The sequence below is a fragment of the Sphingomonas sp. CD22 genome, assembly GCF_034556155.1.
In the GTDB taxonomy this organism is placed as follows: Bacteria; Pseudomonadota; Alphaproteobacteria; order Sphingomonadales; family Sphingomonadaceae; genus Sphingomonas.
Genome location: NZ_JAYDYX010000001.1, coordinates 378270 through 399730 on the forward strand (window position 1 = coordinate 378270; position 21461 = coordinate 399730).

At 68.5% G+C, this 21461-nt stretch carries 18 protein-coding genes; 12 read left to right on the forward strand and 6 right to left on the reverse strand.

Annotated features, from left to right (window positions below):
- The first annotated feature begins 49 nt into the window (after positions 1-49).
- Both SFC76_RS01675 and SFC76_RS01680 read left to right on the forward strand, forming a co-directional pair.
- Positions 50-2875 carry a TonB-dependent receptor gene (locus tag SFC76_RS01675; protein WP_322847752.1) on the forward strand — a complete coding sequence of 942 codons (2826 nt, stop codon included), beginning with the start codon at positions 50-52 and terminating at the stop codon, positions 2873-2875.
- A 14-nt stretch (positions 2876-2889) separates the two neighbouring features.
- Positions 2890-3828 carry a glycerophosphodiester phosphodiesterase family protein gene (locus tag SFC76_RS01680; protein WP_322847753.1) on the forward strand — a complete coding sequence of 313 codons (939 nt, stop codon included), beginning with the start codon at positions 2890-2892 and terminating at the stop codon, positions 3826-3828.
- Positions 3829-4032: 204 nt separating this feature from the next.
- Here SFC76_RS01680 and SFC76_RS01685 read toward each other — a convergent pair whose 3' ends face one another.
- From SFC76_RS01685 to SFC76_RS01710, 6 genes are all read right to left on the reverse strand, one after another.
- On the reverse strand, positions 4033-5490 hold the full coding sequence (locus tag SFC76_RS01685) for a phospholipase D-like domain-containing protein (RefSeq protein WP_322847754.1): 1458 nt from the start codon (positions 5488-5490) through the stop codon (positions 4033-4035).
- A gap of 20 nt (positions 5491-5510) precedes the next feature.
- Positions 5511-6488 carry a Gfo/Idh/MocA family oxidoreductase gene (locus tag SFC76_RS01690; RefSeq protein ID WP_322847755.1) on the reverse strand — a complete coding sequence of 326 codons (978 nt, stop codon included), beginning with the start codon at positions 6486-6488 and terminating at the stop codon, positions 5511-5513.
- 6 nt (positions 6489-6494) lie between these two features.
- Entirely contained in the window at positions 6495-7481 is a 987-nt protein-coding gene (locus tag SFC76_RS01695) for an MDR/zinc-dependent alcohol dehydrogenase-like family protein (RefSeq protein WP_322847756.1), read from the reverse strand.
- Positions 7482-7542: 61 nt separating this feature from the next.
- On the reverse strand, positions 7543-8466 hold the full coding sequence (locus SFC76_RS01700) for a glycosyl hydrolase (protein ID WP_322847757.1): 924 nt from the start codon (positions 8464-8466) through the stop codon (positions 7543-7545).
- Positions 8463-9248, reverse strand: a complete 786-nt coding sequence (locus SFC76_RS01705; RefSeq protein WP_322847758.1) for a TIGR04290 family methyltransferase — start codon at positions 9246-9248, stop codon at positions 8463-8465. The genes SFC76_RS01700 and SFC76_RS01705 overlap by 4 nt, the downstream gene beginning before the upstream one ends.
- On the reverse strand, positions 9245-9856 hold the full coding sequence (locus SFC76_RS01710; RefSeq protein ID WP_322847759.1) for a histidine phosphatase family protein: 612 nt from the start codon (positions 9854-9856) through the stop codon (positions 9245-9247). Before SFC76_RS01710 ends, SFC76_RS01705 begins: the two co-directional genes overlap by 4 nt.
- A 216-nt stretch (positions 9857-10072) precedes the next feature.
- Here SFC76_RS01710 and SFC76_RS01715 point away from each other — a divergent pair, with 216 nt between their 5' ends.
- The 10 genes from SFC76_RS01715 to SFC76_RS01760 all read left to right on the forward strand — a co-directional run bounded on the left by SFC76_RS01715 (position 10073) and on the right by SFC76_RS01760 (position 21299).
- A complete protein-coding gene (locus SFC76_RS01715; protein ID WP_322847760.1) occupies positions 10073-11188 on the forward strand; it encodes an NAD-dependent epimerase/dehydratase family protein in 1116 nt (371 codons plus the stop codon).
- A complete protein-coding gene (locus SFC76_RS01720) occupies positions 11185-12282 on the forward strand; it encodes an SDR family NAD(P)-dependent oxidoreductase (RefSeq protein WP_322847761.1) in 1098 nt (365 codons plus the stop codon). The genes SFC76_RS01715 and SFC76_RS01720 overlap by 4 nt, the downstream gene beginning before the upstream one ends.
- A complete protein-coding gene (locus tag SFC76_RS01725) occupies positions 12279-13550 on the forward strand; it encodes a glycosyltransferase family 4 protein (protein WP_322847762.1) in 1272 nt (423 codons plus the stop codon). Before SFC76_RS01720 ends, SFC76_RS01725 begins: the two co-directional genes overlap by 4 nt.
- The gene (locus SFC76_RS01730; RefSeq protein ID WP_322847763.1) at positions 13547-14656 is read left to right on the forward strand and encodes a CgeB family protein; all 1110 of its coding nucleotides are present in this window, start codon (positions 13547-13549) and stop codon (positions 14654-14656) included. The genes SFC76_RS01725 and SFC76_RS01730 overlap by 4 nt, the downstream gene beginning before the upstream one ends.
- Positions 14653-15735, forward strand: coding sequence for a CgeB family protein (locus SFC76_RS01735; RefSeq protein ID WP_322847764.1), 1083 nt, complete (start codon positions 14653-14655; stop codon positions 15733-15735). Before SFC76_RS01730 ends, SFC76_RS01735 begins: the two co-directional genes overlap by 4 nt.
- A complete protein-coding gene (locus SFC76_RS01740; protein WP_322847765.1) occupies positions 15732-16811 on the forward strand; it encodes a CgeB family protein in 1080 nt (359 codons plus the stop codon). The genes SFC76_RS01735 and SFC76_RS01740 overlap by 4 nt, the downstream gene beginning before the upstream one ends.
- A gap of 143 nt (positions 16812-16954) precedes the next feature.
- Entirely contained in the window at positions 16955-17641 is a 687-nt protein-coding gene (locus tag SFC76_RS01745; protein ID WP_322847766.1) for a Crp/Fnr family transcriptional regulator, read from the forward strand.
- Complete coding sequence (locus SFC76_RS01750; RefSeq protein ID WP_322847767.1) at positions 17638-17841, forward strand: hypothetical protein; 204 nt, start codon at positions 17638-17640, stop codon at positions 17839-17841. The genes SFC76_RS01745 and SFC76_RS01750 overlap by 4 nt, the downstream gene beginning before the upstream one ends.
- A gap of 51 nt (positions 17842-17892) precedes the next feature.
- Positions 17893-20022, forward strand: a complete 2130-nt coding sequence (locus SFC76_RS01755; protein WP_322847768.1) for a M3 family metallopeptidase — start codon at positions 17893-17895, stop codon at positions 20020-20022.
- Positions 20019-21299, forward strand: a complete 1281-nt coding sequence (locus SFC76_RS01760) for an MFS transporter (RefSeq protein ID WP_322847769.1) — start codon at positions 20019-20021, stop codon at positions 21297-21299. The genes SFC76_RS01755 and SFC76_RS01760 overlap by 4 nt, the downstream gene beginning before the upstream one ends.
- Positions 21300-21461: the final 162 nt, after the last annotated feature.

Genomic DNA, 21461 nt, shown 5'->3' on the forward strand with positions numbered 1-21461 from the left:
CACCGGGCACCCGCGGCATTCCACCGTTCTTCTACACATTGGGGGGTCAATGTCCGTTCGTCACATCCTGCTGGCGCGTCTGCTCGCGTCCGCGTCGCTGCTCGTCGCAGCGCAGCCCGTCGGTGCGCAGGCCGCCGACGCCGGCCAGGCCGAAGCGGCCGCCGCGCCCGAGGAGAAGGCGCCGGGCGACATCGTCGTCACCGGCATCCGCCGCGCCAATGCCGCGGCGATCGAGAGCAAGCGCAACGCCACCAACATCGTCGACGTGGTCAGCGCCACCGACGTGCGCGCGCTCCCCGACAATACGATCGTCGAGGCGCTGCGCCGGGTCCCCGGCCTGTCGGTGCTGCCCGCGACCGACAACGAACATCCCCGCGACGAGGCGGCGACGCCGGTGCTGCGCGGGCTCGGGCCGAGCTACAACAACGTCACGATCGACGGGCTGACCATCGCCTCGCCGGGCACGCCCAACGGCACGCTCGGCTCGATCACCCGCGGCGTCCGGCTCGACATCCTGCCGTCCTCGATGGTCAGCGAGATCCAGGTGGTGAAGAGCTTCACCGCCGATCTCGATCCCAACGCCACCGGCGGCGCGATCAACCTCAAGACGCGATCGGCGTTCGAGAATCACGGCAAGCCGTTCTTCACCGCCGAGGCGTCGCTCGGCCATGCCAACGACACCGGCAAGCCGCGCGACCAGAGCGATCCCGGCTTCCGCCTGATCGCCACCGGCAGCACCACCTTCGGCGCGCGGCATCAGTTCGGCGCGACGCTCTCGGCCAATTACCAGAAGCTGTCGAGCTACACCGAAACCCACATGACCACCGACACGGTGCATTACAGCTTCTACGACAATGCCGGCGCGCTGCAGAACGGCACCAGTCTCGGCAACGGCTATGCCGTGCCCCAGCAGGACAAATATTGGTACGTGATGGACGCGCGCGATCGCTACGGCATCACCGGCAAGCTCGAGGCGCGGCTGACCGACACGTTCGATGCCTTCGTCACCGGCGGCTATTATCTGTTCCGCGACGATATGCAGCGCAACGAGATCATCATCGATCCGCGCAACCGCAATACGGTGTTCGCCCAGACCCCCACGTCGGGCGTCTATCCCGGCGGCGATGTCGAGGTCGGCTACGCCAACCAGGTCACCACGACGCGCACCCGCGTCGGCCAGATCGGCTTCAACTGGCATCCGGCGCCCAATCAGGTCCTCAGCGGTCGCGCCTCGGTGTCGAAGGCGACCTATGACGAGCCGATCTTCATGGTCAAATACGCCACCAACGTCACCCGCTCGGCGGCGGCGCCCACCACCACCACCGGCAAGGCTGCGACGATCGTCGCCACGCCCGAATATGGCTTCACCTACGATACGTCGGGGTTCGACCAGCGCTTCCCGATCGCCGCCGCCGCGTACAACGACCTCGGCAAATACAGCCTGCTCTACTGGCGGCCGGCGAGCGACTATCGGCGGCAGGCGGCGAACCGCCTCGCCACCGGCCGGCTCGATTACGGCATCAACCAGGGTCTCGACGATCAGGGCCTCGGCGCGGCATTCGGCGTGGTCTACACCGACGATCGCCCGCGTTTCAGCATCGCCCGCACCGAATACCAGCCCAACACCACCGCGCCGGCGCTCGGGATGGCGGACGTCCTCGGGCCGTCGAACGCGATCATGCCCTATCTCGGCCTGAACCTGTTCGCGCTCGATCCCGCCAAGGCACGCGCGCAGGTCGAGGCGGCGCCGCGCAGCGCCTATAACGCCACCGACCAGTATAGCTTCAGCAACCAGGACAATTTTACCCACCGCGAGCAGGTGTTCGGCGCCTATGCGCTCGTCTCGCATCGCGGCGATCGGCTCAACCTGCAGGTCGGCCTGCGCTACGACGATACCAGACAATCCACCGTCGGCCGCCAGCGCCAGCTCGACAAGGCCAGCGGCACGTACGTCTATGTGGATAAGCAGACCGGCGCGTCCTACCGCTATCTGCTGCCCTCGACGGTGCTCACCGTCCACGCGACGCCGCTGCTCGACCTGCGCGCCGCGGCGAGCCGCACGCTCGGCCGCCCGCCCTATGACGCTTATGCCGCGCGCACCGCGATCAACTTCGTCAATCCGGCCGATCAGGGCAATCCCGCCGCGACCAACGTTACCGTCACGATCGGCGCGCCGGACATTCGGCCGCGCGTGTCGGACAATCTCGATCTCGCCGCCGACCTGCGCATCGTTCCGTTCGGCGGCATGTTGTCGCTCGCCCTGTTCAACAAACAGATCCACGACGAAATCTTCACGCTGACCAACGTCGGGCCGTTCACCTTCGACGGTACCACCTACGCCAATGCCTCGATCAGCACGCCCGCCAATGCCGCTTCGGCGCGCATCCGCGGCGTCGAGGGCTCGCTGATCGTCAACACGCTGCGGCCGGTCGCGCCCTTGCTCGCCGGCTTCGGCTTTTCCGCCAATCTGGCGCTGCTCGACGGGCGGATCGTCGTGCCCTATTCGACCGGCACCGCCACGGCCAGCCGGTCGATCGACCGGCTCGTCGGCCAGCCTGGCTATACCGCCAATGCGATGCTCTTCTACAACGCCGGCGGGCTCGAACTGCGCGCCGCCTACAACCGGCAGGGCAAGGCGTTGCGCACCATCATCGGCAACATCGCCTGGCAGGACCTCTATTGGGCGCCGCGCGAGCAGGTCGATCTGTCGGCGACCTATGCGGTCGATCCGGCGATCAGCCTGATCGGCCAAATCGGCAACGTCACCCATCGCCGCATCACCAGCGTCACCGGCCCCGGGCAGGATCTGCTCAAGGACAGCTATTCGGTGCCGACCACCTTCTGGCTCGGCCTGCGCATCACGCCCACTTTCTGACGGAGCGATCGACGATGATGAAGACGATTTTCGCACTCGCGCTCGGCCTTGCCGCCACGCCGCCGGTGGGCGCGGGTGCCGCGCCCACCGGCGGCGTCGCGGCGATCCAGGCGCGGCTCGCCGATCCCAACGGCGGGCTGGTCGTGGTCGCGCATCGCGGCTGCCACAACCCGGCGCCGCGCCATGGCCTGCCGCAGTCGGTACCGGAGAATTCGCGCGCCGGCCTCGAACGCTGCGTTGTGCTCGGCGTCGACCTGATGGAAACCGACGTGCGTCGCTCCGCCGACGGCGTGCTGGTGATGATCCACGACGCCACGCTCGACCGCACCACCGACGGCAGCGGCGCGGTCGACCAGCAGCTCTGGGCGGACCTCGCCAAGCTCCGCCTGCGCGACGACGAGGGCGGCGCGAAAGCGGCGCTGACCGACGAACATATGCTGACGCTCGACCAGATGCTGGCGCTCGCCAAGGGGCGGATCATGCTCAACCTCGACGTCAAGGCGAGCATCTATGCCGAGGTCGCGGCGGCCGTCTTGCGCGCCGGCATGGAAAAACAGATCGTCATCAAGTCCGAAGTCGGCCCCGACACGCCGCCGATGGCCGCACAACCCCCATTCGACCGGCTGCTTTACATGCCGATCCTCCTCAACCCACGCGGGGCCGCCGATCTCACCGCGATCGCCATCCGCCAGATGACCGGCGCGCATCCCGCCGGCATCGAACTGCCGCGGCTCGACGAGGCGCAGCTCGCCCCGCTCGCCGCCGCGGCGCGGGCGCACGGCGTCCGCTTGTGGATCAACAGCCTTTGGGAGGGCTTCGTGCCCGGCTATGGCGACGTCCAGGCGCTGCGCGATCCCGACGCGGTCTGGGGCCGCCTGTACCGCGAAGGCGTCACCATCATCCAGACCGACGAACCCGAAGCGCTACTCCGCTACCGCGCGACGCTGCACTGAGGGGAGGGCGTCACTCTAGGGCACCCAGTGTCATCGCATATGACCGACTGGGTTGTCGTAACAGCACGTATATCCCCCGTCATGCCGGACTCGATCCGGCATCCCGCTTCTTCGAACCGTCCGAACAAGCGGGACCCCGGCGCAAGGCCGGGGTGACGGCGTGAGAAACGCGTCCAGATCGCTCGGACGTTGAAATGTGGCCCCCTACCGCGCCCGCCGCAGCCGCCCGCGGAACAGGCCGCGGTGCGTCACCGCCTCGAACATCTCGCCCGGCCCTTCGGGGTCGAGCACCTCATTGTCCGCCAGCCATTTCTCGACGCCGTCCAGATCGGGCACCGCATAGGGCCGCAGCGAGCGTCCCGGCCCGCGCAGCCGCTCGATCGTCTCGATCAGCGACCCCGTCTGCTCGATCAACTGGCCGACGCGCTCCGCCGGCACGTCGAGATGCTCGGCGATCAGGTCGTTGCGCACCGCGACGATCTTCGCCTCCAGCCCCTCGTCGGGATGCCGCGCCGCATCGAGCACCACGTCGCATTCGGTGTCGAGCCGCAGCGAACGGTTGTTGATGTTGGCCGAACCGACGCGCAGCTGCCGGTCGTCGACGATAGTGATCTTGGCGTGGCAATAGATCGCCGTGCCGCCGCGGGTGAACGGATGGTACAGCCGCAGCCGCCCGTGCGTATCGCGCCGCCGCAGCGTCTCGACCAGCCGGGCGCGCGCGGTATCCATCGCCAGCGGTTCGAGCCAGCCCTGCGCGGTCAGCGGGTTGACGATGACGATCTCCGGCCCGTCCGCCTCGTCGAGCCGCGCCGCGATCGCCTCGGCGATCCGGCGCGAGGCGAAATACTGGCTCTCGCAATAGATGTGGCGGCGCGCGCTGCGGATCTGGTCGAGGAACAGCGCCTCGATCTCGGTCACCGGCGTCTCGTCCGGCATCTCCGGCTGGCTGCGCGCGATGCCCAGGTCGACGCCTTCGAAGGTCGGTTCGAGCGACGCCGGCCAGCACCCGCTCTCGCCCTCGACCGGCGGCAGCTTCACGCCCGTCGCCAATCGCCAGCGCTGCCGGCAGAGGTCGCCCAGCGCCGCCGCCGCCGGGCCGGTGATCGCGGTGGTCGCATCGTGCCACGGCTTGTACGGCTTGCCGCCGGGCAGCTTGCGGCCGGGATCGTCGTCGCGATGCGCGCGCGTGTCCCAGCGTTCCGCGGTCATGTCGATGCCGCCGCAGAAGGCGAGGCAATCGTCGATCGAGACCAGTTTCTGGTGATGCGACGAGGCGGTCGGGTGATGGTGGTCGAGCTTGACGTGGATGCGCGGATGGCGCGCCCATTTCAGCACGGTGAACATCGTCTTGCCGCGCAGCACCGACTTCATCGCGCCGACGTCCCAGCGCAGCAGGTACAGCTCCAGCTTCGGATTGCGCTCGACCAGCCAGTAGAGGAAATCGCCGACCGTCTCCGGCCCCTCGGTGGTGCCGGTGCTGCCGACCAGCCGGATGCGAGCGTCGAAGTCCCAGCCGACCAGCATGATCCGCTGCTTCGCCTGCGCGAACGCCTCGCGCGCAACGCCGAAATAGCGATCGGCGTCGACGATCACCGACAGCCGCTCGGCGCGGGCCACCCGCCACACGTTGCGGCCGGGCTCGAACAACCCTGTTTCAACCATGTGCGTGCGCTCTGTCCTTCCTATCGGCCATAGATGCGGTCGAGCACCTCGGCGCTGCGCGCGAACAGCGCCGCGGCAGGATCGAATGCGGGCGAGGCAGCGAGCTGCTCCGCCCAAACGGCAGCCGACCGCGCACCCCAGGCATCGGGTGGCGCGGTCAGCGTGGCCGCGTGCGTACCGGTGAAATGCTGCGCCGTGAAGTCATAGAAGGAACCGGACACGTTGCGCAGCGCCGCGCCTCCCTTGGTGCCGTAGAAGGCCGCCTCAATCACCGCGTCGCGCCCGGCATGCAGGTTCCACGAACAGGCGAGCCGCACCGTCGCGCCGCCGGCGTCGAAGCGCGCGGTGGCATAATCCTCGACCTCGCCGGGGCGCAGCGGCCGCCCGCCGGCGAGCAGCACCGCCTCGACCGCGCCGACCTCCGGGAAGCCGAGCGTCCACAAGGCGAGATCGACGAGATGCACGCCGAGATCGATCACGCAGCCGCCGCCCGACTGCGCCGGATCGAAGAACCACGGCTTGCCCGGGCCATAAGCGTTGTGGAAGGTCAGATCGACCGCGAAGATCTCGCCGAGCGCGCCGTCGCCGACCAGCGCGGCGATCGCCCGCATCGCTTCGGTATGGCGATAGGACAGATCGACGCCGAGCAGCCGGTCGGCGGCGCGCGCCGCCGCGATCACGCCTTGCGTCTCCGGCGCCGACCGCCCGAGCGGCTTCTGGCAGAACACCGCCGCACCGGCGCGCAGCGCCGCGATCGCCTGATCGGCATGCAGCGCCGACGGCGTCGCGATCACCACCCCGTCGACCCCCAGCGCCAGCATGGCATCGAGCGACGGCACGATCGTCGCCGCCGGCGCGAGGGCGGCGGCGTCGCGCACGCAATCGTCGGACGGATCGCAGATCGCGGCGACCTCGATCGCCCCGGTCGCGACCATCGCCTCCATCCGATGCCGGCCGATCCATCCGGTCCCGAGAAATCCCACGCGCGGTCTAATCATCGAACCTCACCCCAGCTCCACCAGCGCCTTCACGAACCCCGCCGGCTTGTCGCGCGTCGCATCCAGCGCCTCGCCCAGCCGCTCCAGCGGGAAGCGGTGCGTGTACAGCCGCGCCGGATCAAGCCGCCCGCTCGCCACCGCGTCGATCGCCTCGTGCAGGCCCTGCATCTGCACCGCGGGGTCGCGCTCGTGCGCGTTGATCACGTCGATGCCCTTCCAGTTCCACTCCTGCATGTTGACCTGCCGCGGCCCGTCCTGATGATAGCCCGCCACCACCAGCCGGCCGCCGAACCCGACCAGCGCGGTCGCGAGGTCGAGCGGCCATTGCTTGCCGACCGCCTCGATCACCCGCTCGCACATCGCCTCGCCGGTCAGCGCCTTGACCTGCTCGATGATCTGCCAATGGTCGTGCATCGGGATCGTCTCGGCGGCGCCGTAATGCGTCGCGAGGTCGAGGCTCTCCTGCCGCCGCGAGATCGCGATCACCCGCGCGCCGGCATCGCTGGCGAGCTTGGTCAGCACCGCGCCGAGGAAGCCGATGCCGATGATCGCCACCGTCTGCCCGGCGCGGATGTCGCTGCGCCGGAAGATGTTGAACGCGCAGCCCAGCGGCTCGCCAGGAAACGGCTGGCCGTCAAGCGCCGCGGGCAATTTGGCGACCCGGTCGGCCGCCGCGACGTCGTAATCGGCGAACGAGCGATAGGAGAGGGCGGCGACGCGATCGCCCACCGCCAGCGTCGCGACGCCCTCGCCGACCGCATCGACCCGCCCCCAGCCTTCATGACCAAGCCCGCCCGCCTCGCCCGGATAGGTCAGCCACGGCAGCCCCGCCCAGGGTTCGAGGTTCGACGCGCACACGCCGCACCCCTCCAGCCTCAACCGCACCTCGCCTGGCTGCGGCTGGGGCAGCGGGGCGCCGGTGACCTCGATCCGTCCCGGCGCAGCGAGGATCGCCGCCCGCATCGTCCCTGCAACCAACTGATCTTCCATCATTTATGACCTTCATGATCGACGCCATCGCCGCTTTCGCGAGCCGCCAGCGCGGCAGCCGGGCTCATGCCACGGCGGTCTGCGGCGCCACCACCGCGGCGGGGGCATAACGGTCGATCATCCACGCGCAGAAGTCGGCGAATTGCTGCGGATCGCGTGCCGCGCTGCTGTGATGCGGCTGCACGCCGAGATGCTCGGGGGTGAAGCAGAAGGTCACCGTCACCTCGAAATCGGCAAGCGCCGCCATCTGCCGGTCGAACCAGTCGATCGCATCGGGCCGGAAACTGTCCGCCCAGCTGAGCCCGGTGCGCAGCCGCTTGGTGCCGAGCCGCTTCATCCACGCCACCGCCTCGTCCAGCCGCGGGTCCTGGTAATGGAACCATTGCATCAGCCCCATCCGGTCGGCGACGGCGGCGTAATCGTCGAGGCTCGGCTTGGCCGTGCCGTCCTCGCGGATCAGCCCCATGTAGAAATGCCGGTAATAGCTCGACCCCTCCGCCTCGCGATGCCGCGTCGTCGCGCCCCAGCTTTGCGGCAGGTCGTAGAGCGAATACCAGAACACCCGCGGCACCCGGTCGAGCAGCAATTCGGCGGTCCGGCGCACGCCGAACTGCTGCACCTCCTCGGCGCCGAAGCTGCCGACGCCGACCTCGGTCGCCCAGATCGGCTTGTCGGGCACCACCGCCTCGATCTCGGCGATCTTGTCGGGCCAGGCGTGGATCGGCCACAGGTTCCAGTCGAGCGGAAAGCCGTGCACCGCGACCACGTCGACCGCGTCGAGCGCGCCATGCCCGCGCATCCGCTTGACCCATTCGGGATCGATCGGGCTCATCCCCCCGAGCACCCGGGTCACCGCCGGATTGACCGCTTGGATCGCCTTGCCGGCGCGGATCACCGTATCGGCGAAGATCGACCAGTCGGGATCGACCTCCGGGTCCCAGTGCGATTTGTTGTTGGGCTCGTTCCAGATCATCGCCGCTTCGATCATGCGTCATTCCCCCTGCTCGGATAGACCGCTGCCGGCCCGTATTCGCCATAAGGCACCGGCGCGACCCTACAGAGATAGACCTCGCTTTCCGGCTGCTCCAGGATCGCGAAGCCCGCAGCGCGCAGCATCGCCGCGCTCGCCGCGGCATTGGGCGCCCACCAATTGGTCCAGTCGTGCGCGAATTCGCGCTCGATGAAGTGCAATTTGGGATAGCCCGGCTCGTCGAAGAACGGCGGCGGAACGTGCGTGTCGGGCATGTGGAAGGGATGATCCTCGGGCACCGGATAGACCGCGCGGCTGCCCTGCTGCATCGTCTGGAACAGCATCAGGTCGCCCGCGACATGCTCGCGGATCAGGTCGAGCGCCAGCAGCGGATGGCGCAGGTGGTACAGCACCCCCATGAAGATCACGAGGTCGAACCGCTCGCCGAGCGCACCCACGTCGTAGACGGAGAGGTTGCGGAACTCGATGCCATGCTGTCCCAGCGCCTCGGCGGCGAGCCGCGCCTGCGCCAGATAGCGGTCGTCGCTGTCGATCCCCAGCACCCGGTCGGCGCCGCGCCGCTTCATCTCGACCGAATAGAAACCGGCGTTGCAGCCGATGTCGAGCACCGACTTGCCGGTGAGGTCGGCGGGCAGCGCGTCGGCGAAACGCGCGAACTTGAAGCGCGGATAGTCGCCGAGGAAATGGTCGGGCGCGGTCTGGATGCCGTGGCCGAGATCGATGTTGTGGAACCACGGCGCGAGCCGCGCCACTTCGGCACGCAGGGTCTCGGGGGTCATGCTGCCAGTCTTTCGTTGAGGCTGAGGAGCCGCGCGCCCCAATCGCCGACCACGATCCGGCTGACCGAGGCAGGGCCGATGTCGAAGCGCAGCAGATGGTCGAGCGGCAGGCCGAGCGCGAAGGCGACCGCGCCGCGGATCATGTCGGAATGGCTGACCAGCGCGATGCGAGCCCCGTCCTGCGCGGCGGCGGTCTGCGTCAGCCAGCCGACGATCCGCGCCTGCGCCTCCGCCATCGTCTCGCCGCCGGGAATGCGCGCGGTGCCGCGCTCGGCGTTCCACGCGTCCCACGCCGGCCCGTGCAGGTCCTCGAACGCGACGCCGGTCCAGTCGCCCATGTCGATCTCGACCAGCGCGTCGACCGGCTCGGGGGCGGGCAGGTGGCAGGCGGCGGCGATCGCCGCGGCGGTCTCGCGCGTGCGCTCCAGCGGGCTGCACACGATCCGGTCGATCGGTTCGTCGGTGATGCGCGCCGCCAATGCCCGGGCCAGCGCCTCTGCCTGCGTGCGGCCCGCGTCGCTCAGCGGCACGCCGTCCATCCGCCCGGACAGGCGGCGGTCGAGATGGATATGGGCGGCATGCCGGATCAAAAGGAACGTCGCCGTCACTGCCATGCTGTCGCTTGTCTACCCCGCCTCGCTGCCGTCAGCGCCCCGGCTCGTCTTGATATCGATCAAGAAGAATGTCGGCTAACCCCTTAGGAACAAAGAAGAAGAAGCTTCGTTCCATCTCTCCAGCGATTGTTCAGCGATTAGGGGCGGGCGACGGATGCCACGAACAGACACGATCACCCCCGGCATGTCGTTGATCCGGATCAATATAGCGTGAGCGAGACCGTCCTGATCACCGGCGGTGCCGGTTTCATCGGTCGCTTCGTCGGCGACGAATTGCTCCGCCGCGGCAATCGCGTCCGCGTCCTCGACAGCCTGATCCCGCAGGTCCACGGCGACGTCGATCGGCCGCCGCTGCTCAACGACGAGGTCGAACTGATCCGCGCCGACATCCGCGACGGCGATGCGGTCGCCCGCGCGCTCGCCGGCGTCGACAGCGTCATCCACCTCGCCGCCGAGGTCGGCGTCGGCCAGTCGATGTACGAGGTCGAACGCTACACATCGACCAACGACGTCGGCACCGCGGTGCTGTTCGAGAAGCTGATCGACCAGCCGGTCCGCCGCGTCGTCACCGCCTCGTCGATGTCGATCTACGGCGAGGGGCTGTATCGCGACGAAGACGGCAGGGATGTCGAGAATGCCGAACGCGGCGCGGTCCGCGACGGCATGGCGAATTGGGACCCGCTCGACGCGCAGGGTCGCCCGCTCACCCCGGTGGCGACACCCGAATGGAAGCGGCCCAGCCTCGCCTCGATCTACGCGCTCAACAAATACGTGCAGGAGCGCACCACCCATATCATGGCCAAGCCTTATGGGATCGAAGGCGTCTGCCTGCGCCTGTTCAACGTCTATGGTCCCGGCCAGGCCCTCTCCAATCCCTATACCGGCGTGCTCGCGATCTTCGCCTCGCGCCTGCTCAACGGCCAGCAGCCGATGATCTTCGAGGATGGCGAGCAGCGCCGCGACTTCGTCCACGTCAGCGACGTCGCGCGCGCCTTCGCCGACGCGCTGGTGCTGCCCGAGGCGGTCGACCAGACCTTCAACATCGGCTCGGGCCACGACCGGTCGGTGACGCAGGTCGCCGAGGCTTTGGCCAAAGCGATGAACAAGAACGACATCCGGCCTGAGATCGTCGGCAAGGCGCGGATCGGCGACATCCGCCATTGCTTCTGCGACACCAGCCTCGCCGAACGACGCCTCGGCTTCACCGCGCGCCAGGACTTTATCGAAGGACTTGCCGAACTCGCCGAATGGGTCGGCGAACAAAGCGCCGAAGACAATGTTGCCAAGGCGCGCGCCGAACTCGAAAAGCGGGGACTGGTCGCATGACCCCGTCTCCGCAGCAGCGTCCTCCGCGCGACGGCGGCGCGCCGATCCTCGTCACTGGCGGCGCCGGGTTCATCGGCTCGAACATCGCCGACCGGCTCGCGCGCGACGGTCACGACGTGCTCGTCTACGATACGCTCAGCCGACCCGGGGTCGAGCGCAACCTGCGCTGGCTGCAGGACCGTCACGGCGCGCGCATCACCGCGATCCGCGCCGACGTCCGCGACGCCGACGAAATCGGCCGCGCGGTGGCTGAGGTGCAGGCGGTGTTCCACATGGCCGCGCAGGTCGCGGTCACCACCAGCATGGACGACCCGCGCGACGATCTCGAGATCAACATCCTCGGCACGTTCAACCTGCTCGAGGCGCTGCGCCGCAAGCCCGGCACGCCGCTCGTCTTCGCCTCGACCAACAAGGTCTATGGCGACCTCGGCGATCTCGCCTTCGCGCGCGTCGGCGACGCTTATGTGCCGATCGACGAACAGGTGCGCAGCCACGGCATCGGCGAGCGCCGCCCGCTCGATTTCCACACGCCTTATGGCGTGTCGAAGGGCGCCGCCGACCAATATGTCCTCGATTACGCGCGCAGCTACGGCGTCCCCGCCGCGGTGCTGCGGATGAGCTGCATCTACGGTCAGCGCCAGATGGGCACCGAGGATCAGGGCTGGGTGGCGCATTTCCTGATCCGCGCGCTCGAAGGCCAGCCGATCACTTTGTACGGTGACGGCTATCAGGTCCGCGACATCCTCGACGTCTCCAATGCGGTCGACGCCTATGTCCGCGCCTGGCAGCGGATCGATCGGGTCAGCGGCAAGGCGTTCAATCTCGGCGGCGGTCCCGCCAATGCCGTCTCGCTGCGCGTCCTGCTCGCGCATATCGGCAGACTGATCGGCCGCGAGGTCGCGGTCCACGCCTCCGACTGGCGCGCCGGCGACCAGCGTTATTTCGTCGCCGACACCCGCGCCGCCGATGCCGCGCTCGATCTGTCCGCCAAGGTGCCGTGGCGCGACGGCGTCGCCGAACTCGCCCGCTGGCTCGCCACCGAACGCGGCTTCGACGTCGCCATTGCCGAAGCGATGCCCGTGGCGGCCGAATGAAGCTGCTGCTCACCACCGATGCGGTCGGCGGCGTCTGGCACTATACCGCCGAACTGGCGAGCGCGCTCGCGGCGCGCGGCGTCGAATGCATCGTCGCCGTCCTCGGCCCCTCGCCGACCGCCGACCAGCGCGCGATGCTGTCCGCCCCAGCCACATCAAGCCGTACCCCGGCGGAGGCCGGGGCCCAGTTGGGTGAACTTGGCAATACGAGCGCAACGTCCTCCAACTGGGCCCCGGCCTCCGCCGGGGTACGGCAGGAAGGGGAGGGACGGGGAAGGGTATCTTACGGCGACACGCAACAACCCGCCCCGACCACCCCAGCCCCGATCACCCTCATCGTCACCGACCTGCCGCTCGACTGGACCTGTACCGACGCCGCGCCCGTCCGCGCCGCCGGCCACGCCATCGCCGCGCTCGCCGCCGACCATCGCGTCGACCTCGTCCACTACAACATGCCGACGCTCGCCGCCGCCGCGCCGCTGCCGATCCCCGCGATCGCGGTCGCGCACGGCTGCGTCTCGACCTGGTGGGAGGCGGCGCGCGCTACGCCGCTCGCCGACGCCTTTCTCTGGCACCGCGCGCTCACCGGCGACGGCCTGCGCGCGGTCGACCGCGTCGTCGCGCCCACCGCCGCTTATGCCGCGATCGTCGCGCGCCATTATCACCTGACGCAGTCGGTGCTCGCCATCCACAACGGCCGCACGCCCGCGCGCGCGGTCGATCCCGCCGCGCCCGTCGCCGATCTCGCGCTGACCGTCGGCCGGCTGTGGGACGGGGTGAAAAACGCCGCGTTGCTCGATCGCGCCGCCGCGCGCCTGCCGATCCCGTTCCTCGCCGCAGGCGCGGCGCGCGGGCCGCATGGCGAGACGATCCGCCTCCAGCATCTGCGCGAACTCGGCCAGCTCTCGGGCGATCAGCTCGCCGCGCATCTTGCCCGGCGGCCGATCTTCGTCTCCGCCGCCAGCTTCGAACCCTTCGGCCTCGCCGTGCTCGAAGCCGCGCAGGCCGGCTGCGCGCTCGTCCTCGCCGACATCCCCACCTTCCGCGAATTGTGGGACGGCGCGGCGCAATTCGTCGCACTCGACGGCGATGACTGGTGCCGCGCCATCGAAGCACTCGTCCACGACCGCGCCGGCCGCGCCGCACTCGGCGAATCCGCGCGCCAGCGTGCCGCCCGCTACACCCCAGACGCGACCGCCGATAGGATGCTTGCGCTCTATCGCGCGACGATCGCCGCGTACCCGAATGCCCGGAAAGCCGCCGCATGAAGATCGTCTACTTCACCCACAGCCTCGCCTCCTGCTGGAACCACGGCAACGCCCATTTCCTGCGCGGCGTGCTCAGCGAGCTGATCGCGCGAGATCATGACGTACGCGTCTATGCGCCCGAAAATGCGTGGAGCCTCACCAACCTCGTCGCCGATCACGGCCCGCAGGGGCTCGACGCCTATCGCAGCGCCTATCCCGAGCTTGGTTCGGTCAGCTATCCCACCGGCGTCGATGTCGCCGAGATGGTCGACGGCGCCGATCTCGTCCTTGTCCACGAATGGAACGACCATGCGCTGGTCGCGGAGATCGGTCGCCTCCGCAAGGGCGGCGCGCCCTGGACGTTGCTGTTCCACGACACCCACCATCGCGCGGTCAGCGAGCCCGATCAGATGCGCGCCTATGACCTGTCTGGCTATGACGGCGTGCTCGCCTTCGGCGAGACGCTGAGCGAGGTCTATCGCGGCTGGGGCTGGGGCGGGCGCGTCTGGACGTGGCACGAGGCCGCGGACATCCGCCGCTTCCATCCGCCCGCGGTCGAGGGGCCGCGCGACGGCCTCGTATGGATCGGCAATTGGGGCGACGGCGAACGGACCGAGGAACTCGAAACCTATCTGTTCGAACCGAGCCGCGCGGCGGAAATCGCGCTCGACATCTACGGCGTCCGCTATCCGCAGGCGGCGCATGACATGCTCACCCGCTACGCCATCCCCTATCACGGCTGGGCGCCCAACGCCGCCGCGCCGGCGCTGTTCGCCAGCGCATTGGCGACCGTGCATGTGCCCCGCCGCTATTATGCGACGATCCTGCCCGGCATCCCGACGATCCGGGTGTTCGAGGCGCTCGCCTGCGGCATTCCCCTGGTCTCCGCCCCCTGGCAGGATACCGAAGGATTATTCCGTAAGAACACGGACTTCCTCATGGTGGACTCGGGCGATGCGATGACCGGCGCCCTGCGTGATATACGCGAGGATAGTGAACTTAGGGCCGCGCTCGTCGCCGCCGGCCGCGAGACGATCCTCGCCCGCCACACCTGCGCCCACCGCGTCGACGAACTGCTCGCCATCGTCGCCCAGCTCGCCACCTCCGCCCGCAAGGACGCAGCATGAAGATCGCCTTCTACGGCTCCAGCCTCGTCTCCAGCTATTGGAACGGCGCCGCCACTTACTATCGCGGCATCCTCAAGGCGCTTCACGCGCGCGGCTATGCCATCACCTTTTACGAACCCGACGCCTTCGACCGCCAGCAGCACCGCGACATCGATCCGCCGCCCTACGCCAAATCGGTCGTCTACCCCGCGACGATCGACGCGATGAACGCCGTCCTCGCCGAGGCCGCCGACGCCGACATCGTCGTCAAGGCCAATGGCGTCGGCGTCTTCGACGCCGAGCTGCTCGCCGGCATCCTCCGTCACGCCCGCCCAGACGCGCTCAAGATCTTCTGGGACGTCGATGCCGCCGCGACGCTCGACGAGATGCGCGCCGACGCCTCGCACCCCGTGCTGCAGGCGCTGCCCGCGCTCGACATGGTGTTGACCTATGGCGGCGGCCCGCCGGTGATCGACGCCTATACCGGCTTCGGCGCGGCACGCTGCATTCCGGTCTACAATGCGCTCGACCCCGACACGCATCACCCGGTGCCGCGCGACACGCGCTTCGCCTGCGACCTCGCCTTCCTCGGCAACCGCCTGCCCGACCGTGAGGCGCGGGTCGAGGAGTTCTTCCTCCGCCCCGCCGCGCACCTGCCCGACCAGAGCTTCCTGATCGGCGGCAACGGCTGGGAGAGCAAGGCGATGCCCGCCAACGTCCGCCACCGCGGCCACGTCTACACCGCCGAACACAACGCCTTCAACTGCACCCCGCGCGCCGTGCTCAACGTCGCCCGCGACAGCATGGCGCACATCGGCTTCTCGCCCGCCACCCGCGTGTTCGAGGCGGCGGGCGCCGCCGCCTGCCTGATCACCGACGCCTGGGAGGGGATCGAGCAGTTCCTCGTCCCCGACCGCGAGGTGCTCGTCGCCCGCGACGGGCAGGATGTCGCCGACCATCTCGCCGCGCTCACCCCCGCACGTGCCGAAGCGATCGGCGCCGCCGCCCGCGCCCGCGTCCTCGCCGAACATACCTACGACCTGCGCGCCGAACAGGTCGACGCGCTCTTCCAGGCGCATCGCGCAAAGCAGCCGGCATGAGGCTCGTCGTCCTCGGCCTCAGCCTCGGGTCGTCCTGGGGCAACGGTCACGCCACCACCTTCCGCGCTTTGCTCAAGGCCTATGGGGCCCGCGGGCACGACATCCTGTTCCTCGAGCGCGAAGTCCCCTGGTACGCCGGCGACCACCGCGACCTGATCGACCCCGACTTCTGCACCCTCGCTTATTACCGCGATCTCGATGATCTCGCCCGCTGGCAGCCTCAGATCGCCGCTGCCGACGCGGTGATCGTCGGCTCCTACGTGCCCGAAGGCGTCGCGGTCGGCCGTTACGTGCAGCGGCAGGCGAGGGGCACCACCGCCTTCTACGACATCGACACCCCGGTGACGCTCGCCAAGCTCGCCCGCGGCGACTTCGAATATCTCGACCCGGCGATCATCCCCGGCTACGACGTCTATCTCAGCTTCACCGGCGGCCCGACGCTCGACCGGTTGGAACGCGACTTCGGCTCGCCTGCCGCCCGCGCCCTGTTCTGCTCGGTCGACCCCGCCGCCTATCATCCGCTCGACGTGGCCAAGCGGTGGGACCTCAGCTATCTCGGCACCTATAGCGACGATCGCCAGCCGACGCTCACTCGCCTGCTGATCGACGTCGCCCGCGCCCAGCCGCAGCGGCGCTTCGCCGTCGCCGGCCCGCAATATCCCGCCGGCATCGATTGGCCGGCGAACGTCGAGCGGATCGACCATCTCCCGCCCGCCGATCACGCCGCTTTCTACTCCGCCTCGCGCTTCACCCTCAACGTCACCCGCGCCGACATGATCGCCGCCGGCTGGTCGCCCTCGGTGCGCCTGTTCGAGGCGGCGGCGTGTGGGACGCCGATCATCTCGGATCGCTGGCCTGGGCTAGACGCGATCCTCGTCGACGGCAGCGAGATCATCCTCGCCGACACCAGCGCAGACGTCGTTGCCGTGCTCGACCGCGACGCCGCCGTGATCGGCCACGCCGCGCGCGCGCGCGTCCTTGCCGAACACAGCGCTGACACCCGAGCCGCCCAGCTCGAAGCGCATCTCGGCGTCAGGACAGACACGCCGGCGAGGCTGGCTTGCGCAGCGACGTGAAGCTTGCGATGGAACGTTACGCCACCGACCCGTGTTAGAGTGTATCGATGAGAGACGACCCGAAGGATAGTGCATCGACCCAGGACGATGTCGCGCAATTCCCACGAACCGGCCGCTTCCTGATGGGTCGGGGACGCACGGGTATGACGATCGAAGAGCGCCGCGTGCTCGAAGAGGCGGCGACGACGGTGAAGGACTATCCTGCGCGTCATCAACTGGTCCGCCGCGGCGAGCCGGTCGAAACCAGCATGATGCTGATCGACGGCTACGTCACCCGCTACATGGACGATCGCGAAGGCTATCGGCAGCTCGTGTCGGTCCATATCCCGGGCGACTTCGTCGATCTCCACGGTTTTCCGACCGGACGGCTCGATCATGACGTCGGCACGCTCGGGCCGGTCAGGATGGCGCTGTTCGATCATCAGACGCTGGTCGGGATCACCGAGCGTCATCCGACGCTGACCCGCTTCCTGTGGTTCGCGACCCTGATCGACGCGGCGATGCACCGCGAGTGGATCTTCCGTCTCGGCCGCCTCGGCGCCGACGGGCGACTGGCCCACTTCTTCTGCGAGCTGTACGCGCGGTTGCAGATGGTCGGGCTGGCACGCGACGGACGCTTCGACCTGCCGCTCACCCAGCCCGATCTCGCGGAGGGGTGTGGGTTGACGGGTGTGCATGTCAATCGCACTCTGCGGACGTTGCGGGAACGGGCGTTGCTCACCTTCAAGAACGGGCGGGTGGAGATACTGGACCTTCCCGGCCTGTGCGCCGTCGCCGAATTCGCCAGCGACTATCTCTATTCGGATGCCGGCGCGTGGAAGACGGGATGACGCCGAGCGACGATCCCGCCGGCCGGCCCTATCGCGTCAATACCGAAGCCGGCATCGTCACCGTGGAACACGGACAGGTCCTCCTCGACGGCCCCGGCGGCGTCGCGGTGGCGATGACGCCGGCGGCGGCGGCCGAGACCGGTCGCCGCCTGCTCGCCGCGGTGCACGAGGCGCAGCTGCAGGCCAATCAGCCGGGGTGACGTGCCGGGATCAGCGGCTATGCTAGGCGGCCGAACGATCCGGAGAACGTCTTGCTGCATATCCTCGTCGCCGCCGCATCAGCCCTGCCCATCCTCGCCGGAGCCGGTACGCTGATCGCCACCGATGCCACGGCGCAGACGCCCGCCGCCAACCCGCTGCTCGCCGACTGGACCGGCCCATACGGCGGCGTTCCCCCCTGGGATAAGGTGAGGCCCGAACTGTTCCCGGCGGCGTTCGAAGCCGCGCTCGCCGAACGTGCCGCCGATTATCGCCGCATCGCCGACGATCCCGCCGCGCCGACCTTCGCCAACACCTTCGTGCCGATGCAGCTCGCCGGCCAGCGTTATGGCCGGGTGATGACGCTGTTCGGCGTGATGACCGGCAATATGAACAGCCCGGCCTATCAGGCGCTCGACCGCGAATGGTCGCCCAAATTCGCCGCCGCGTCGGACGCGATCACCTTCGACCCCAAGCTCTTCGCCCGCATCGAGGCGGTCTACAAGGCACGGGGCAAGCTCGACGCGCAGCAGCAGCGGCTGGTGACGCGCACCTATGACAGCTACGTCCGCCAGGGCGCGCGGCTGAACCCCGCGCAGAAGGCCCAGCTGTCGGCCTACAACCAGCAGCTCGCCAGCGCGTTCAGCGACTTCTCGAAGCGCCTGCTCGCCGACGAAGGCACCGCGATCCTCGTCACCGACGAGGCGCAGCTCGCCGGCGTCCCCGACAGCGTCAGGGCGGTCGCCAAGGCCGCCGCCGCCGAACGCGGCCAGACCGGCTGGGCGATCGTCAACACGCGCTCGGCGGTCGACCCCGTCCTCACCTTCGCCAGCGACCGCGGCCTGCGCGAGAAGGTGTGGCGCGCCTTCACCAACCGCGGCGACAACGCCGACGCGAACGACACCAATGCGGTGATTGCGCAGATCGTCAAACTGCGTGCCGACCGCGCCCATCTGCTCGGCTTCAGGACGCATGCGGATTGGCGGATGCAGGACACGATGGCGAAGACGCCCGCCGCGGCGATGGACCTGATGCTGCGCGTCTGGCCCGCCGCCAAGGCGCGGGTCGGCGAAGAGGTCCGCGACATGCAGGCGATCGCCGACAAGAGCGGCGCGAAGATCACGATCGAGCCGTGGGACTATCGCTTCTATCAGGAGCAGGTGCGCAAGGCCCGCTACGACCTCGATCAGGCGCAGCTCAAACCCTATTTCGAACTCAACAATATCATCCAGGGTTCGCTCTACGCCGCCAACCGGCTGTACGGGCTGAATTTCAAGGAGATCACCGGCACCGTGCCGGTGTTCGAGCCGAACATGCGCGTTTGGCACGTCACCGACCGCAACGGCAAGGAAGTCGGCCTGTTCTACCGCGACGATTTCGCGCGGACGGGCAAGCGCTCGGGCGCCTGGGCCAATACCTATCGCAGCCAGCGCAATCTCGCGCCGGCGCAGACGGTGCTGTCGTCGAACAACAACAATTTCGCGCGTGGCGCGAAGGGCGAACCGATCCTCATCAGCCTCGACGATGCGCAGACGCTGTTCCACGAATTCGGCCACGCGATCCACGCGATGCTGCAGAACGTCACCTATCCGGGCCTCGCCGGCACGCCGCGCGACTTCGTCGAATATCCCAGCCAGGTGAACGAGCATTGGCTGCTCACCCGCGACGTGCTCGACAAATATGCGCGCCATTATCAGACCGGCGCGGCGATGCCGCAGGCCTTGCTCGACAAGATCGAGGCGTCGAAGACCTTCAACCAGGGCTTCGCCACCACCGAATATCTGTCGTCGGCGATCGTCGACATGAAGCTGCACACGGTCGCCGACGGTGTCGTCGATCCCGACGCATTCGAGCGCAAGACGCTCGCCGAAATCGGCATGCCGCGCGAGATCGTGATGCGGCACCGCCTGCCGCAGTTCAATCACCTGTTCTCGTCGGACAGCTATTCGGCCGGCTATTACAGCTACCTCTGGTCGGAGACGATGGACGCCGACACGTTCGCCGCGTTCGAGGAGGCGGGCAGCCCGTGGGACAAGCCGACCGCGGACCGCTTCGCCAAGATCCTGCTCTCGACCGGCAACGAAACCGACCGCGCCGAGGCCTATCGCGCCTTCCGCGGTCGCGATCCCGACGTCAACGCGCTGCTGAAGAAGCGCGGCTTCCCGGCCGGGGCGGCCAAATGAGCGGGACGGCGGCGCCGGCGGGGCGGCTGAAATCGATCCTCGGCGGCTCTGCGGGCAATCTGGTCGAATGGTTCGACTGGTACGTCTATTCCGCCTTCGGCCTCTATTTCGCGCCGCATTTCTTTCCGAAGGGCGATCCGACCGCGCAATTGCTCAACACCGCCGCGGTGTTCGCGGTCGGCTTCGTCATGCGGCCGATCGGCGCGTGGATCATGGGCATCTACGCCGACCGCCGCGGCCGCAAGGCGGGGCTGACGCTGTCGGTGACGCTGATGTGCGCCGGCGCGTTCCTGATCGCGATCTGCCCGAGCTATGCGACGATCGGCTGGGGGGCGCCTGCCTTGCTGGTCTTCGCGCGGTTGATGCAGGGCCTGTCGGTCGGCGGCGAATATGGCGCGAGTGCGGTCTATCTGTCGGAGATGGCGGGGAAGAACCGGCGCGGCTTCTTCTCGTCCTTCCAATATGTCACGCTGATCGCCGGGCAGTTGCTCGCGCTGTTCACCCTGCTGCTGCTGCAAGGCGTGTTGAGCGAGGCCGAGCTCGAAGAATGGGGCTGGCGCCTGCCGTTCGCGCTCGGCGGCCTGCTCGCGATCGTCGTCTTCCGCATCCGTCGCGGGCTGATGGAGACCGAGGCGTTCACCAATGCCAAGGACAAGCCCAAGTCGAGCGGCTGGCTGCTCTTCTCCAAACATCCGCGACAGGCGGCGACGGTGGTGCTGCTCACCGCCGGTGGTACGCTCGCCTTCTACGCCTACACCACGTACATGCAGAAGTTCCTGGTCAACACCAGCGGCTTCAGCCGCGAAACCGCGACCTGGGTTATGACCGGGGCGCTGGCGCTCTATGCGGCGTTGCAGCCGCTGGCGGGGGCCTTGTCCGATCGGATCGGCCGTCGGCCGCTGATGATCGGCTTCGGCATCGCGGGTGTGCTGGCGACGGTGCCGATCTTCACCGCGCTGGAGACGGTGAAGAACCCGCTCGCCGCCTTCGCGCTGGTGATGGCCGCGCTGGTGATCGTGACCGGCTATACCGCGATCAACGCGGTGGTGAAGGCGGAGCTGTTCCCGGCGCATATCCGCGCGCTCGGCGTGGCGCTGCCCTATGCGCTCGCCAACACCGCGTTCGGCGGCACGGCGGAATATGTCGCGCTCTGGCTCAAGGACGCGCACATGGAACGCGCCTTCTACTGGTATGTCACTGCGATGATCGCGGTGTCGTTGATCACCTATTGGCGGATGCGCGACACGCAGGCGCACAGCCAGATCGCGGAGGACTAGGCGGGATCGACCTTCCGTCGAATTCCTCGCCCTGGCGGGCAGGGGTATCGCATATGACCCTCACGGTAAGTCGTACGCCCTCCAAATCCACTTCGTCACCCCGGCCTTGCGCCGGGGTCCCGCTTCTTTGGACGGCGCGAAGAAGCGGGATGCCGGATCAAG

Bases quoted from the DNA above. Each gene is read 5' to 3' on its own strand.
- SFC76_RS01675 (WP_322847752.1), top strand. From the start codon at position 50: ATGTCCGTTCGTCACATCCTGCTGGCGCGTCTGCTCGCGTCCGCGTCG.
- SFC76_RS01680 (WP_322847753.1), top strand. From the start codon at position 2,890: ATGATGAAGACGATTTTCGCACTCGCGCTCGGCCTTGCCGCCACGCCG.
- SFC76_RS01685 (WP_322847754.1), bottom strand. From the start codon at position 5,490: ATGGTTGAAACAGGGTTGTTCGAGCCCGGCCGCAACGTGTGGCGGGTG.
- SFC76_RS01690 (WP_322847755.1), bottom strand. From the start codon at position 6,488: ATGATTAGACCGCGCGTGGGATTTCTCGGGACCGGATGGATCGGCCGG.
- SFC76_RS01695 (WP_322847756.1), bottom strand. From the start codon at position 7,481: ATGATGGAAGATCAGTTGGTTGCAGGGACGATGCGGGCGGCGATCCTC.
- SFC76_RS01700 (WP_322847757.1), bottom strand. From the start codon at position 8,466: ATGATCGAAGCGGCGATGATCTGGAACGAGCCCAACAACAAATCGCAC.
- SFC76_RS01705 (WP_322847758.1), bottom strand. From the start codon at position 9,248: ATGACCCCCGAGACCCTGCGTGCCGAAGTGGCGCGGCTCGCGCCGTGG.
- SFC76_RS01720 (WP_322847761.1), top strand. From the start codon at position 11,185: ATGACCCCGTCTCCGCAGCAGCGTCCTCCGCGCGACGGCGGCGCGCCG.
- SFC76_RS01725 (WP_322847762.1), top strand. From the start codon at position 12,279: ATGAAGCTGCTGCTCACCACCGATGCGGTCGGCGGCGTCTGGCACTAT.
- SFC76_RS01730 (WP_322847763.1), top strand. From the start codon at position 13,547: ATGAAGATCGTCTACTTCACCCACAGCCTCGCCTCCTGCTGGAACCAC.
- SFC76_RS01735 (WP_322847764.1), top strand. From the start codon at position 14,653: ATGAAGATCGCCTTCTACGGCTCCAGCCTCGTCTCCAGCTATTGGAAC.
- SFC76_RS01740 (WP_322847765.1), top strand. From the start codon at position 15,732: ATGAGGCTCGTCGTCCTCGGCCTCAGCCTCGGGTCGTCCTGGGGCAAC.
- SFC76_RS01745 (WP_322847766.1), top strand. From the start codon at position 16,955: ATGACGATCGAAGAGCGCCGCGTGCTCGAAGAGGCGGCGACGACGGTG.
- SFC76_RS01750 (WP_322847767.1), top strand. From the start codon at position 17,638: ATGACGCCGAGCGACGATCCCGCCGGCCGGCCCTATCGCGTCAATACC.
- SFC76_RS01760 (WP_322847769.1), top strand. From the start codon at position 20,019: ATGAGCGGGACGGCGGCGCCGGCGGGGCGGCTGAAATCGATCCTCGGC.